The following is a 13,454-nucleotide window of genomic DNA, read 5'->3' as shown; positions in this document are numbered from 1 at the left end:
CGGAGTATTTGGAAAAAGATGAAACATCAGACCGGTTCGAGCGTGGCCTTGGCCTCGTCGAGGATGCGTTTGGCCTCGGACCCCTGAAGTTTTTGAATGTCGTCCTGATATTTCAGGATCGCCCCCAGCGTGTCACCGATCACCTCGGGGCTGAGGTTCATCACGTCCAGCGCCAGCAGACATTTGGCCCAGTCAATGGTTTCGGCCACGCCGGGCTTCTTGAACAGATCCTCGGTGCGCAGACGCTGAACGAAAGCCACGACTTCGCGGCTGAGCGCATCGGCGGCCTCGGGCGCGCGCGCGTGCAGAATTTCGATCTCGCGTTCGAAATCGGGATAATCGACCCAGTGATACAGGCAGCGACGCTTGAGGGCATCGTGCACTTCCCGCGTCCGGTTCGACGTGACAATCACAATGGGTGGATCGGGTGCTGCAACAGTGCCCAGTTCAGGGATCGTGACCTGAAAATCACTGAGGGCCTCCAGCAGAAAGGCTTCGAACGGTTCATCGGTCCGGTCCAGTTCGTCAATCAACAGAACCGGTGCACCGTTTTCGTCGGGGCGCATTGCCTGAAGCAGCGGGCGTTCGATCAGGTATTCATCCGAAAACAGTTCCGCCTGCAACGCGCCCCGGTCGGCCCCGCCCGAAGCCTCGGCTGTTCGGATCGCGACCATCTGCGCCGGAAAGTTCCATTCGTAAACGGCCGTGGACGCGTCCAGACCTTCGTAGCACTGCAACCGGATCAAGCGGCGGTTTAGACCGGATGCCAGCGCCTTGGCGATTTCCGTCTTTCCGACACCTGCTTCGCCTTCCAGAAACAACGGGCGTCCAAGCTTCAGCGACAGGAACACAACCGTGGCAAGGGCGCGTCCGCAGACATAGCCCTGACTTCCCAGCATCTGCTGTACGGCATCGATGGAATTTGGCTGCGTCATGGAACCCCTCTCTTCTTCGCGGACAAACAGGTCACGCATGCGCCTTTGCGTCAAGGCCCTAGCCCCTGTCAGAGCTACGACGTTCCGGTTGGTTGACAAGTTTTTTCGCCAACACGTTCCGGGCTGGTTGGTCTTTCAGGGCAGCTATGCTAGCGGAAGATCATGACTGACACCCTCACGATCCACCGCCCCGACGACTGGCATCTGCATCTGCGCGATGGCGCCATGTTGCAGGCCGTTCTGCCCGAAACCGCCCGTCATTTCGCTCGTGCGATCATAATGCCGAACCTCGTGCCACCGGTTGTACGCGGCGATCAGGCCGCCGCTTACCGTGACCGTATCATGGCTGCGTTGCCCGACGGCATGACGTTCGAGCCACTGATGACCCTGTACCTGACCGAGGATACAGATGCGCAGGACGTCGCGGCCGCCCATGCCAGCGGGCTGATTAAAGCGGTCAAGCTGTACCCGGCGGGGGCCACGACCAATTCGGCCTCGGGCGTGCGTGACTTTGACAAGGTGCGCCCCGTACTGGAGAAAATGGCCGAGATCGGCCTGCCCATGTGTGTTCATGGTGAAGTCACCGACGCCGAGATCGACATCTTTGACCGCGAGGCCGTGTTCATCGACCGCGTTCTGGACCCGATCCGCATGTCGACGCCGGGCCTGCGCGTGGTGATGGAACATATTACCACGTCCAATGGCGTGGACTATGTCAAAGCCAACGAGGCGGATCTGGGCGCGACGATCACCGCGCACCACCTGATCATCAACCGAAACCATATTCTGGTTGGCGGGATCAAACCGCATTACTATTGCCTGCCGGTCGCCAAGCGCGAGGAACACCGCCTGGCCCTGCTGGCGGCCGCCACGTCGGGTGACGCGCGGTTCTTCCTGGGCACGGACAGCGCTCCGCACACGGATGCCAACAAGGAAATGGCCTGCGGCTGCGCGGGGTGTTTCACCGCGACGAATACCATGTCTCTGGTGGCCGAGATGTTCGACCGCGAAGGTGCGCTGGACAAGCTCGAGGCGTTCGTCTCTCTCAACGGGCCGGGCTTTTACCGCCTGCCCGTGAACGAAGAGACGATTACCCTGACCAAGGGCGAGCCGGTTGCATACCCGTCAAAGATCGACACGGGCGATGGACCTGTCACTGTGTTCGACCCGGGCTTTCCGCTGCACTGGCGCGTGGCTTAACCCGCCATACGTTCGGCCAGATCACGGGCGCGACCTCCGGTGCGCAGCATCGACCAGATCGCGTCCGCCTCATCCGTTCCGATCAGCTTCGACGCTTTGGCGCGCACACGATCCTCGCGGTCAGACAGCGACATTGGGGTCATCAGGTCATGCGTTGCCTCGCGGCGAATACCGTCACGACGCAGCAAGGCCAGATGCGCCTGCGTTTCCGACAGGCTTTCATCCGCTTCGACCGTGATGCGGTCTTGCAGAGACGTAATGCGCGGGTCCGCGCAAACCTTGTCGGTGTAGCTGCCCGGCAAAGCCGTATCGTACCCCAGCGCCTGCATCGCGATGACCGTCCGGTAAGAGAACTTGGTCCCCAGCCCGGTTGTGGGCGACAGCTGATTGCACACACTCATCCAACGGGGATGGGTTTTGATTTTGATCTCGGCCACTTCGGGTTCCGCGATGTCCAGCGCGCGCGCCGCTTCCAACGCCGCGTGCAGGCCGTGACAACAGGCGTGGAACTTGTGGCTTACCGTTTCGAACAACCATTCATCGCCCAAACCCTCCAGCGCGCCTTGATCCGCTGCACCCTGATGGGTCGCGCCAAATCCATACGTGCCTTCCAACGCGTCGGCGTTGGGCTGAAATCCACGCTGAACAAGCATAGCCGCCTCGACCCCGGCCGAAGCGGCTAGCCCGGCATTGTAAGGCTTGCCCATGGTTCCGAACTGGGCCTTGAGCCCGGCCGCGCGCGTTGCCGTCAAACCCAATACGGAGCGCATCTGGGTTTTATCCAATCCTAGCAACCGCCCCACGGCAACAGCGGCCCCGAATGCACCGGATGTCGCTGTCTGGTGAAACCCGGCCTGATAATGCCCCCTGCCCAGCCACAGGCCGACACGGATTGACGTTTCCATACCGACCAGCGCGGCTTCGAGAAGATCGACCAGAATGCGGTCATCCCACTCGGCCACGGCAAGGGCCGCAGGCAGAATGGCGACTGACGGATGCCCGATATGCGCGAAATGCGTGTCGTCGTAATCCAGTGCGTGGGATATGGTTCCATTCACCAAAGCCGCGCCGCGCAATGGGGCCGCGCCCCCTCCGAACAGATGGGCCTGGGCGTTCCCGCCCTCGGCCAGGACCATATCGCGAACTATACAGGACACCGGCTCGGTCGCCCCAGCACGACCAACTGCCATCCAATCCAGAACGGACAGCGACGTGACAATCCGCGCCTGAGCCGTCGTTGAAACCGGGCCCGCCGCGAAGGTGGCCAATGCTGCCGTGAAATCCGTCATGGGCGCAGTCTAGCGTGCGCCCTTGCAGGGTAAAGGCCTAGCCGTAGAGTTCTTTCGCACGCGCCTCGAAGGCGCGGACGATCCGCTGCATGGCTTCGTTGAACACAACGCCGATGATCCCTTGCAGGATGGCGTTCTTGAACTCGAAATCCACATGGAACGAGATGTTGCAGCCCCCATCGGGCGCGTCCTCGAACTGCCAGTCGGATTTCATGTATTTGAAAGGCCCGTCCAGATACTCGGTATCGATCTTTTTCTGATCGGAAAACAGGGTCACCCGGCTGCCGAACCGTTCGCGGAACACTTTGAACGAGATGACCAGATCGGCCTCCATCACCTCGGCCTCACCAACCGCATAGGTCTTGCGGATCCGGGCCGCGGCGCACCAGGGCAGAAACTTGGGGTAACTGCCCACATCCGCAACAAGATCATACATCTGCTGGGCTGTGTATGGCAGGTGGCGGGTTTCCGAATGGATTGGCATGATGTCCGGTATTTGCAGGTGACAATGGCGCGTCATGTCGTATGTTGCGCGCCAAAGATCAAGGGGGCTGCGATGACTAACCACGCATATGTGATAGATGAGATGATCTCGGCCAAGGCCATCGCCGCCCGAATCGAAGAGTTATGCCGCGAAATTACGGATGAGTTCGGCGATACGGACAAGCTTGTCGTCGTGGGATTGCTGCGCGGCAGTTTCGTCTTCATCGCCGACCTGGTGCGGGAACTGGATCTTCCAATCGAGGTAGATTTTCTTGAGGCGTCCTCTTACGGCGATTCGATGGAGAGCAGCCGGGAAGTGCGCATTCTCAAGGACTTGCGCGGCGCGATCGAAGGCCGTGACGTGCTTGTTGTCGAAGATATCGTCGACACCGGACACACGCTGAACCATGTCACCAAGTTGCTTCAAAGCCGCAAGCCGAAACGGCTCAAGTCGATTGCCCTGCTCGACAAACCCAGCCGTCGCGAAGTTGATTTCCGGTCAGACTGGATTGGCTTTGAAATTCCGGATGAATTCGTCGTGGGTTACGGGATCGACTACGCGCAGCGCAACCGCAACCTGCCGTTTATCGGCAAGGTTCGGTTTACCGACAATTAGATGTACTATTGTCGGGCAATTTGAGGCTCTACCCAGCGCCCCAAATTCAAAAACCCGAATAACAATAGACAGGCATCATTGCCCCCCTTACTCTTCCTATCAGCTTGGGAGGACTATGGATGAAGCGTGTAGTCGCGACAGCTGCTGTCGTTATGGCGATCGTGGCACTTGCAAGTTCGGGTGCTGCAAAAGACAACAAGGGCAAAGGGCAAGGTGCCAATAAAAACAAGGTAGAGAAATCCATCAAGTCAAACGGCAAAGCTGTTCCGCCCGGTCAAATCAAAAGATATACGCGTGGCCAGAAATTGCCCGATGATCTGAGTTTCGATTACATTGACGACCTCGGCAACTGGAAGCTTAAGCCGTTGGGCCCCGGCCAGCGCTATATCCGGGTGGATGATGAAATTCTCTCTATATCTGATGATACGAAGACAGTTATAGAAGCCGTTGGAATCGTTGGTGATCTGGTCAAGTAAGTGGATCGCGTCTAGCAGGTTTTGCGAAGCACGACATCAATCGCGCTCAGGAAAATCCCGGTTCCAATCGGAATAAGCGCATCCGGGAAATCGTAATCCGGGTTGTGCAGTTGCGGATGGTCCTGCCCCGCCCCCAACCAGAACATGGCCGCCTGCGCGCCTTTGCCAAACTGGCCGAAGTCTTCGGAAAAGCGCTGTGGCTGATGGACCAGCCTGCACGCGACGCCCCGATCGGCACAGGCTTTGGCCAAAACCGAAACGGTTTCAAGGTCATTGACGCAGGCTTCGAACACCTCGTGATATCTGATTTCCACCGCCAGCCCTTCGACCTTCGCCGTGTTTTTTACCAAAGCTTCGGCCTCGGCCATCAGGCTCTCCATCCGCGCGTCCGAAACCGTGCGCAGGGTCACCCATAACTCGGCCTGCCCCGGTGCGACGCCAACTGTCCGCTCGCCCAGTGTGGCATGGGTGACCGTGGTCAGAGCGTAGGTGTCATCCAAGTCGCCACCCGCCCCCAGGTTGGCCAATGCCGGCATCAACGTGGACAAAGCACCTGCCGGTGACACGCCGTCCTGGGGGGCGGCTGCGTGTGAGGTCTTGCCTGTCAGAACGATTTGCATCCCGCGCGAGGCACAGTTCGCGGGACCTTCACACAGTTCTACGGCGCCCAGCTCCAGCCCCGGTAAATTATGCAGAGACAGCACCATGTCAGGCGAAACCTCAGCGAACTGAGGATCGGCCCGGCAAGCAATCGCACCATGTCCGGTTTCTTCGGCGGGTTGGAAAATCAGAACCACGCGGCCGGACTTCGGGCGCTGGTCCTTCAACGCTTCTGCCACCCCGAGGACCATCGCCATGTGGCCATCATGGCCGCACAGATGCCCTTTGCCTGCAATCTGAGACGCATAAGCCAGATCCGAGAGTTCCTGAATTGGCAGCCCATCCAGTTCGCATCGAATTCCAACTGTGGGGCCGGGAACACCGCTGTCGTAAACGGCGGCAACACCGTGCCCGCCGATGCCGCACAGAACCCTGTCCGCATCCGCTTGGCGCAAAAGATCCGCAACCCGCGCTGCGGTATTCTCCTCCTGCCCCGAAAGCTCTGGCTGTTGATGAAACTCGTGGCGCAGGCGGATGAGCTGCGCGATCCGCTCTGGCGTCACGCTTGCTGTAGCTTTGCTTGCCGGGCCGCGCGAAGCCGGGCGAAATCGTCGCCCGCATGGTATGAAGACCGGGTCAGAGGTGTCGCGGATACCATCAGGAACCCCTTGCCATAGGCCGCCTTTTCGTAAGATGCGAACTCTTCTGGGCTTACGAACCGATCCACTCCGTGATGTTTCGGGGTCGGTTGCAGGTACTGGCCGATGGTCAGGAAATCGATATCCGCCGCGCGCATGTCGTCCATGACCTGACGCACTTGCTGTTCGTTTTCACCCAACCCGACCATGATGCCCGATTTGGTGAAGATCGACGGATCAAGCTCTTTCACGCGCTGTAGCAGGCGCAGGGAATGGAAGTATCGCGCACCCGGGCGCACTTCGGGGTAGAGACCCGGCACCGTTTCCAGATTGTGGTTGAACACATCCGGTTTCGCTTCGACCACAATCTCAAGGACATCCTCATCACATTTCAGGAAGTCAGGCGTCAGAATCTCAATCGTGGTTTTCGGAGACCGATGACGCACCGCACGAATGGTCTGCGCAAAATGCTCGGCCCCACCGTCTTGCAGATCGTCACGGTCCACCGAGGTGATCACCACGTGGTTCAGGCCAAGTTTTTCCACAGCATGGGCCACGCGACCGGGCTCAAACGCGTCAAGGTCGTCGGGGCGACCGGTTGCAATGTTGCAGAAAGTACAGCCGCGCGTACAAATCTCGCCCATGATCATCATGGTGGCATGACCCTGGCTCCAGCATTCCCCTACGTTGGGGCACCCTGCTTCTTCGCAGACCGTCACCAGATTGTTGTCGCGCATGATCCGCCGCGTATCCGCATAGCCTTTGCCGCCAGGTGCCTTGACCCTGATCCAACTTGGTTTCTTGGGCTGTGCATTGTCCGGACGGTGGGCTTTTTCCGGATGGCGCTGTTCGGGGATCTTCAGATCTCGCACGGTCGTTTTCCTGACTTTGGGTCAACTCTTGTCGCTCATAACATAGACAGAAGCGCGGTGTTACACCAGCGGCGCATAGCCGCTATGCGTCGCATCCTCGCAAGCGCAGAAGGGCATCATGCGCATATTCGTATTTGCGATTTAAATCCGATATTTAGCAAGAGGTTGGCCTTATTCGCCATCCCAGCGTTTACGCGATTGAATGCGGTTTGGAACTGTTTTAACTCACACCAAAATCATATGTGAATCACAGGAGTTTGACTATGAAAACCGGCGCAAAACTGCCCGACGTGACCTTTCACACCCGTGTCCGCGACGATTCCATCGAAGGACCAAACCCATTCCGTTGGGAAGACAAGACGACAGCCGACTATTTCGCCGGTAAGCGCGTGATCCTGTTCTCATTGCCGGGTGCGTTCACCCCGACCTGTTCGACTTACCAGTTGCCTGGATTTGAGAACGGCTATGCCGATTTCAAGGCCATGGGGATCGACGAGATTTACTGCATGTCCGTCAACGACAGCTTCGTGATGAACAAATGGGCCCAGGATCAGAACCTGAAGAACGTAAAAGTCATCCCCGACGGATCGGGGGAGTTCACCCGGAAAATGGGCATGTTGGTCGAAAAGGACAATCTGGGTTTCGGAATGCGTTCGTGGCGCTACGCGGCCATCGTCAATGATGGCGTTGTCGAGGCGTGGTTCGAAGAGCCCGGACTGATGGATAACTGCCCGGAAGACCCCTATGGCGTGTCCTCGCCGGAAAACCTGATGAAGCACCTGAAGGCGTCAGCAGAACCTGAAATGGCCTAAGCCGCGAATCCAAAGAAAAGGCCCGTATACACCGGGCCTTTTTTCTGTTCAGCCGATCATCCGGTCTCGTTCCGCCTGTTCCTGATAATGCCGTTTCAGCCGTTGCAAGGCGATCCGCAGGACGATCTTTCCGGACCGTGCTGACCAACCCATTCGCTTTTCCGCCAGCTCCAACCCTTCCAGATAGCAACAGCATCGCAACGCAACATCACTCAGCCCCGGCCCCAGGTCGGACAAGGCGCGAGCAACGCGGTCCTTCGCATCAGAAGCCCCCTTTCCTCCATGGCTTTCACTGTCAAAGCTGCTTCGACCACCTGTCGTCAGAAAACGATCCCAGTTCTGTGAAACCTGAGGCCCAATCTGTGCCAGCTCGAAATCTTCGCGCAAGCGCTCGCCGGCGCTGACAAGGGATTCATCCAGAAACGGTTTTCCGTCACGATCCCGTCTGCGCGACAATGCAATCAACGGGCTTTCCGCGGCACTGTACCGAATGCGCTTGACCCGCTCGGCGGACCCGCCTGAAGACCTGCCCTGAAAGGGAGTTTGAGCTTCGGCAAAACCAAAGTCAGTCCCGGCACGCGCCTTGTTTTCTGCCTTGGCGATCAGATGACTTAGCGCCGTTCGCCCGGCTGCGGAAATCCGATATCGCGAAATACGACCGGGATTGTCACAGGTTATCCAGTCTTTCAAGGCCAAGGCCTGCGCGATCCTGCACTCTACGACCGCGGTTCTTGTTGCCCCAGCATTGCCGGTGTCGCGTACGACGACCGCCTTGTCCATTTCCTCGGCCACGGCAAGGACCGAACCCGTCTCGCTCAGGCGGCGCAACACACGCAATGCCTCATTTTCAAATTCTTCTTCAGCCGCGTTTTCTGACCCGCTTGCCGGACCGTCGGCGCAATCCGAAGCTGAAAAATGTGTCTCTGCAAGCGATTGCAACGCCGCATCCACCAATGGGTCGTCGCGGCGCATTTCGATGCGTCGAATTTGCCTGAGGATAGTTGACGCATGGCACCCGGCTGATCGCGCGATATCGCGGATCGAGCGACCGGTCTCGGTATGAGCAAGGTATCTTTGCGCCCCTTCTGGAACCCATGCCGGAATGGTGAAAGCCATGTTGTTTTCCATAATTATTTGCCCTCGTCGACAAAACAAACTGCCACTTTTCGCCCTCGGAATGTGGGTTAACCAAATCTAACTAGAGGTCCATTCGTTACTCGTTCGTTAACCACACAAGGCAAGAACCAGATTTGATTCAAAAAGATAAACAGTCGTGAAACCATCGTTCGGGGAGACTCTGACTAAGGCAACACCCGCTTAGGTTGTGCCAAACAGGACCCATCAATTTTCTGAAAAGGGACACATGACATGCAGGACCTGATGACAATGATCGCAACCCTCCGCCGCCCACGCATGTTGGCGCGTGCTGCCAGATTCGGGGCGCGGGATTACAATCGGGACAGGCATCTGCAACGCATCCTGGGATACGGGTCGCTGCCCGGTTCAGGTCAGGCGCTGCTGCGTTTGCTCGAGATGGAAAGAGAGGTAAATGAACTGCGAAAAGAAGATGATGCCACCTATTCATTGGTGCGGCATCTGGATCTTCTTATTGCGCTGTTGGGTGAGGCGCAGCTGTATCAGGCCAGCCGCGCCTCGGTTCTTCAATGATCAACCGAATGCATCCGGCATGGAGGCCTTTTTCTCGGCGATATAGGCTTCCAGCGCCGCTGCGATATCCGGGTCAATCTGGGGTTGCTGATAATTGGCCAGCAAATGTTCAACCCGTGCCGTCGCCAAAGCCCGTGTGTCACGCGCGCCTTCTTCCTGCCAGGTTTCATATGGCTTGTAATCCAGCACTTCGGATTTCCAGAAGGATTCCTTGAAGTTGGCCTGCGTGTGGGCACAACCGAGATAGTGACCACCCGGCCCGACTTCGCGGATCGCATCCATGGCCTGCGCGTTTTCATCATATGCAACGCCCTTGGCCAGCGAATGCAGCACTCCCAACTGATCCGCATCCATGACGAACTTCTCGAAATCGGCGACCAGACCGCCTTCCAGCCAGCCGCAGGAATGCAGCATGAAGTTCACGCCCGACAGCAGACCCATGTTCAGCGAATTCGCTGTTTCATACGCTGCCTGCGCATCCGGCAGCTTCGAGCCGCAGAACGACCCGGCCGACCGGTATGGCAGGTTCAGACGACGCGCCAGCTGGCCTGCACCATACGTGATATGCGCGGCTTCTGGTGTGCCGAAGGTCGGCGCACCCGAGTTCATATCGATCGATGTCACGAATGCACCGAAAATCGCGGGGGCACCCGGACGGATGATCTGGCTGTAGGCAACGCCGGCCATGACCTCGGCCAGAACCTGCGTCAAAGTACCGGCCACCGAGACCGGCGCCATCGCACCGCCCACGATGAAGGGCGAGATGATGCAGGCCTGATTGTTGCGCGCATAAACTTCCAGCGAGCCCATCATCACATCGTCGAATGTCAACGGCGAGTTGATGTTGGTCAGCGAAGTCATCACTGTGTTTTCCTGCACGAACTCCTTACCGAACAGGATTTCGCACATTTCAACCGAATCCTGTGCCCGGTTGGGATCGGTCACAGAGCCCATGAAGGGCTTATCCGACAGGGTCATATGCGCCTTCAGCATGTCCAGATGGCGCTTGTTCACCGGAATGTCGGTCGGCTCACACACCGTACCGCCCGAGTGGTGCAACCACTTGGACATATAGGCAAGTTTCACGAACTTGTTGAAATCGTCCATGGTTGCATAGCGGCGTCCACCCTGCGCATCACGTACGAACGGAGGACCGTAGACCGGCGCCAGAACCATGTTGCGGCCACCGATCACAACCGATTTTTCGGGGTTGCGGGCGTGCTGGGTAAACTGGCTGGGGGCTGTCTTGATCAGTTCACGGGCCAGACCTCGCGGAATGCGCACACGCTCACCGTCAATATCCGCGCCTGCGTCGCGCCAACGTTCCAAAGCGGCCGGGTTGTCGACAAAGTTGACGCCGATTTCTTCCAGCACGGTTTCAGCGTTGTTTTCGATAATCTCAAGCGCCTCTTCGTTGAGGATCTCGAAATTCGGAATGTTGCGTTCGATGTATTTCGCAGTCTCGATACGAACTGCGGTACGCTCGGCACGGCGGGCAGCGCCACCGCCACCTCTCGCCCTGCGCCGGGTGTTTGCCTCTGCCATGAGAAAATCCCGTCTGATTGGTTAGATTGAGCGTTTTGATACAGGTTTGCCGGAACTCAAGCATAGGGATTGCGGCGCTCTGGGGGGAAAAGCGACATTGCCGCCCCACCAAGAAGCAACCGGTCAGTCAGGATCGACCGCCAACGCTTTCTCCATGGTAAGGCCGCTGCCCGCCTGATCCGTCACTTTCCAGCCCATGTGCCGATACATCGCAATCGTGTCTTTCATCATTTTATGAGTTCGCAACTTCAACTTGGAGAGATTCCGCGCCTGTGCTTCTTCTTCGGCAAACTGCATCAATCGCCGCGCAACCCCCTGCCCTTGGGCTTCGGGCGAAACCGCAAGGTTGAACACCATGATTGCGTCGTCAACTTGGTCAAAAACGATGACCCCGACTATACCACCGGATATCGCAAGCACGACGCGGTGGGTCTTGATGTCATCCGCGATTCCGGCAGTAACGTCCGGCAGATCCTCGATCCGGCTCATCGCATCTGCATAGGCACTTCCCAGACAACGCGTTACCTCGTCTGCTTCCCCCACAGCAGCCGTTCTGAACTCGATCTTTGACATGGCACCTGATCTTTCCGCCGGATTGACTCAGCTTTTGCACCAAATGACGCCATACCGCTTGCACATGCAAGGCTTGCAACTTATGAGCCGGTTATGACCCAGACATCCCACGACCGCCTTCTGATCATCGACTTCGGCAGCCAGGTTACGCAGCTTATCGCCCGCCGCCTGCGCGAGTTGAATGTCTATTGTGAAATTCACCCTTACCAGAATGTCACGATGGATTTCGTGCGGGAAATGGCGCCACGCGCCGTGATTTTCTCGGGCGGTCCGGACAGCGTGACGCGCGAGGGCTCGCCCCGTGTTCCGCAAGAGATTTTTGATTTTGGCGTTCCGATCCTGGGCATCTGCTATGGACAGCAGGTGATGATGCATCAGCTTGGCGGCAAGGTCGAAAGCGGCCATGGCACAGCCGAGTTTGGTCGCGCCTTTGTTACACCCAAAGACAAACTGGATATCCTGGAAGGCTGGTTCGCGGACGGCGATGAACAAGTCTGGATGAGCCACGGCGACCATGTCAGTGAAATCGCACCGGGGTTCGAGGTTTTCGGAACCTCGCCCAACGCACCATATGCGATCACGGCTGATCCATCGCGGCATTTCTATGCCGTGCAGTTTCACCCCGAGGTACACCATACGCCAAAGGGCGCGAAACTGTATGAAAACTTCGTCAAGCTGGCCGGGTTCAAGGGTGACTGGACCATGGGCGCCTATCGCGAAGAGATGATCCGCAAGATCCGCGAACAAGTCGGAGACAAAAAGGTCATTTGCGGATTGTCCGGCGGCGTTGACAGCTCGGTTGCCGCGATCCTTATTCACGAAGCAATCGGGGATCAGCTGACCTGCGTGTTCGTCGATCACGGGCTGCTGCGCAAGAATGAGGCCGAAGAAGTCGTCGGCATGTTCCGGGACAACTACAACATTCAGTTGATCCACGCCGACGAATCCGAGCTGTTCCTTGGCGAACTGGAAGGTCAGAGCGACCCCGAGACCAAGCGCAAGATCATCGGAAAGCTGTTCATCGACGTGTTCCAGAAACACGCCGATACCATCGACGGCGCCGAATTCCTGGCTCAGGGCACTCTCTATCCTGATGTGATCGAATCGGTGTCGTTCTCGGGCGGGCCTTCTGTAACGATCAAGTCCCACCACAACGTGGGTGGCCTGCCGGAAAAGATGGGCCTGAAACTGGTCGAACCGCTACGCGAATTGTTCAAGGACGAGGTACGTGCCTTGGGTCGCGAGCTTGGTCTGCCGCAGAGCTTCATCGGGCGCCACCCCTTCCCCGGACCGGGCCTGGCCATTCGCTGCCCCGGCGAGATCACCCGCGAAAAGCTGGAGATCCTGCGCGAGGCCGACGCGATCTACATCGATCAGATCCGCAAACACGGGCTTTATGACGACATCTGGCAGGCTTTCGTCGCCATCCTTCCCGTCCGCACCGTCGGCGTGATGGGCGACGGGCGCACCTATGACTACGCCTGTGCGTTGCGCGCCGTCACATCGGTCGACGGGATGACGGCGGATTACTACCCGTTCAGCCATGAGTTCCTTGGTGAAACGGCAACCCGGATCATCAACGAGGTCAAGGGCATCAACCGATGCACATATGACATCACCTCGAAACCACCCGGAACCATCGAGTGGGAATGATCGGGCAAAACGCACCTGCGTTTGACGCCAAAACGACCCGATTCCAGGAATTCTTCCCAAGCCGTGCCTGAAAATGTCAGGCACGACCTTGAAC

General features: G+C 58.0%; 14 protein-coding genes. 6 read left to right on the top strand and 8 right to left on the bottom strand.

Annotation, left to right across the window (positions count from 1 at the left end):
- Positions 1-26 precede the first annotated feature (26 nt).
- Positions 27-935 carry an AAA family ATPase gene (locus AC2FF8_RS10320; RefSeq protein ID WP_496879624.1) on the bottom strand — a complete coding sequence of 303 codons (909 nt, stop codon included), beginning with the start codon at positions 933-935 and terminating at the stop codon, positions 27-29.
- Positions 936-1,097: 162 nt separating this feature from the next.
- Between AC2FF8_RS10320 and pyrC the strand changes: the two genes are divergently transcribed.
- Positions 1,098-2,135: a dihydroorotase gene (gene pyrC, locus AC2FF8_RS10315; RefSeq protein WP_496879623.1), complete on the top strand. Its 1,038-nt coding sequence runs from the start codon at positions 1,098-1,100 to the stop codon at positions 2,133-2,135.
- Here pyrC and AC2FF8_RS10310 read toward each other — a convergent pair.
- Entirely contained in the window at positions 2,132-3,424 is a 1,293-nt protein-coding gene (locus tag AC2FF8_RS10310; RefSeq protein WP_496879622.1) for an MmgE/PrpD family protein, read from the bottom strand. The genes pyrC and AC2FF8_RS10310 overlap by 4 nt on opposite strands.
- Before the next feature lie 37 nt (positions 3,425-3,461).
- Positions 3,462-3,908, bottom strand: a complete 447-nt coding sequence (locus AC2FF8_RS10305) for a type II toxin-antitoxin system RatA family toxin (protein WP_117869114.1) — start codon at positions 3,906-3,908, stop codon at positions 3,462-3,464.
- Between the two features lie 72 nt (positions 3,909-3,980).
- Here AC2FF8_RS10305 and hpt point away from each other — a divergent pair, with 72 nt between their 5' ends.
- Together hpt and AC2FF8_RS10295 are read left to right on the top strand one after the other, a co-directional pair.
- Positions 3,981-4,523 carry a hypoxanthine phosphoribosyltransferase gene (gene hpt / locus AC2FF8_RS10300; RefSeq protein ID WP_496879621.1) on the top strand — a complete coding sequence of 181 codons (543 nt, stop codon included), beginning with the start codon at positions 3,981-3,983 and terminating at the stop codon, positions 4,521-4,523.
- A 119-nt stretch (positions 4,524-4,642) separates the two neighbouring features.
- Entirely contained in the window at positions 4,643-4,999 is a 357-nt protein-coding gene (locus AC2FF8_RS10295) for a hypothetical protein (RefSeq protein WP_496879620.1), read from the top strand.
- A gap of 11 nt (positions 5,000-5,010) precedes the next feature.
- Here AC2FF8_RS10295 and AC2FF8_RS10290 read toward each other — a convergent pair whose 3' ends face one another.
- Together AC2FF8_RS10290 and lipA are read right to left on the bottom strand one after the other, a co-directional pair.
- Positions 5,011-6,162: an amidohydrolase gene (locus AC2FF8_RS10290; protein WP_496879619.1), complete on the bottom strand. Its 1,152-nt coding sequence runs from the start codon at positions 6,160-6,162 to the stop codon at positions 5,011-5,013.
- Complete coding sequence (lipA, locus tag AC2FF8_RS10285) at positions 6,159-7,109, bottom strand: lipoyl synthase (RefSeq protein ID WP_496872953.1); 951 nt, start codon at positions 7,107-7,109, stop codon at positions 6,159-6,161. The genes AC2FF8_RS10290 and lipA overlap by 4 nt, the downstream gene beginning before the upstream one ends.
- 263 nt (positions 7,110-7,372) lie before the next feature.
- Here lipA and AC2FF8_RS10280 point away from each other — a divergent pair, with 263 nt between their 5' ends.
- Positions 7,373-7,921: a peroxiredoxin gene (locus AC2FF8_RS10280; RefSeq protein WP_171116196.1), complete on the top strand. Its 549-nt coding sequence runs from the start codon at positions 7,373-7,375 to the stop codon at positions 7,919-7,921.
- 48 nt (positions 7,922-7,969) lie between these two features.
- Here AC2FF8_RS10280 and AC2FF8_RS10275 read toward each other — a convergent pair whose 3' ends face one another.
- Positions 7,970-9,049, bottom strand: a complete 1,080-nt coding sequence (locus AC2FF8_RS10275; RefSeq protein ID WP_257600621.1) for a DUF6456 domain-containing protein — start codon at positions 9,047-9,049, stop codon at positions 7,970-7,972.
- Between the two features lie 240 nt (positions 9,050-9,289).
- Between AC2FF8_RS10275 and AC2FF8_RS10270 the strand changes: the two genes are divergently transcribed.
- Positions 9,290-9,589, top strand: a complete 300-nt coding sequence (locus AC2FF8_RS10270; RefSeq protein ID WP_496879618.1) for a DUF6477 family protein — start codon at positions 9,290-9,292, stop codon at positions 9,587-9,589.
- Here AC2FF8_RS10270 and AC2FF8_RS10265 read toward each other — a convergent pair whose 3' ends face one another.
- Both AC2FF8_RS10265 and AC2FF8_RS10260 read right to left on the bottom strand, forming a co-directional pair.
- A complete protein-coding gene (locus tag AC2FF8_RS10265) occupies positions 9,590-11,134 on the bottom strand; it encodes a trimethylamine methyltransferase family protein (RefSeq protein ID WP_496879617.1) in 1,545 nt (514 codons plus the stop codon). It lies immediately after the preceding gene.
- Between the two features lie 123 nt (positions 11,135-11,257).
- Positions 11,258-11,707 (bottom strand): GNAT family N-acetyltransferase, encoded by a 450-nt coding sequence (locus tag AC2FF8_RS10260; RefSeq protein WP_496879616.1) that lies wholly within the window; start codon positions 11,705-11,707, stop codon positions 11,258-11,260.
- Positions 11,708-11,800: 93 nt separating this feature from the next.
- Here AC2FF8_RS10260 and guaA point away from each other — a divergent pair, with 93 nt between their 5' ends.
- Entirely contained in the window at positions 11,801-13,360 is a 1,560-nt protein-coding gene (guaA, locus tag AC2FF8_RS10255; RefSeq protein ID WP_496879615.1) for a glutamine-hydrolyzing GMP synthase, read from the top strand.
- Positions 13,361-13,454: the final 94 nt, after the last annotated feature.

Source organism: Ruegeria sp. YTSA144 (assembly GCF_059610125.1).
This window is presented reverse-complemented; position numbering and strand designations above follow the sequence as displayed.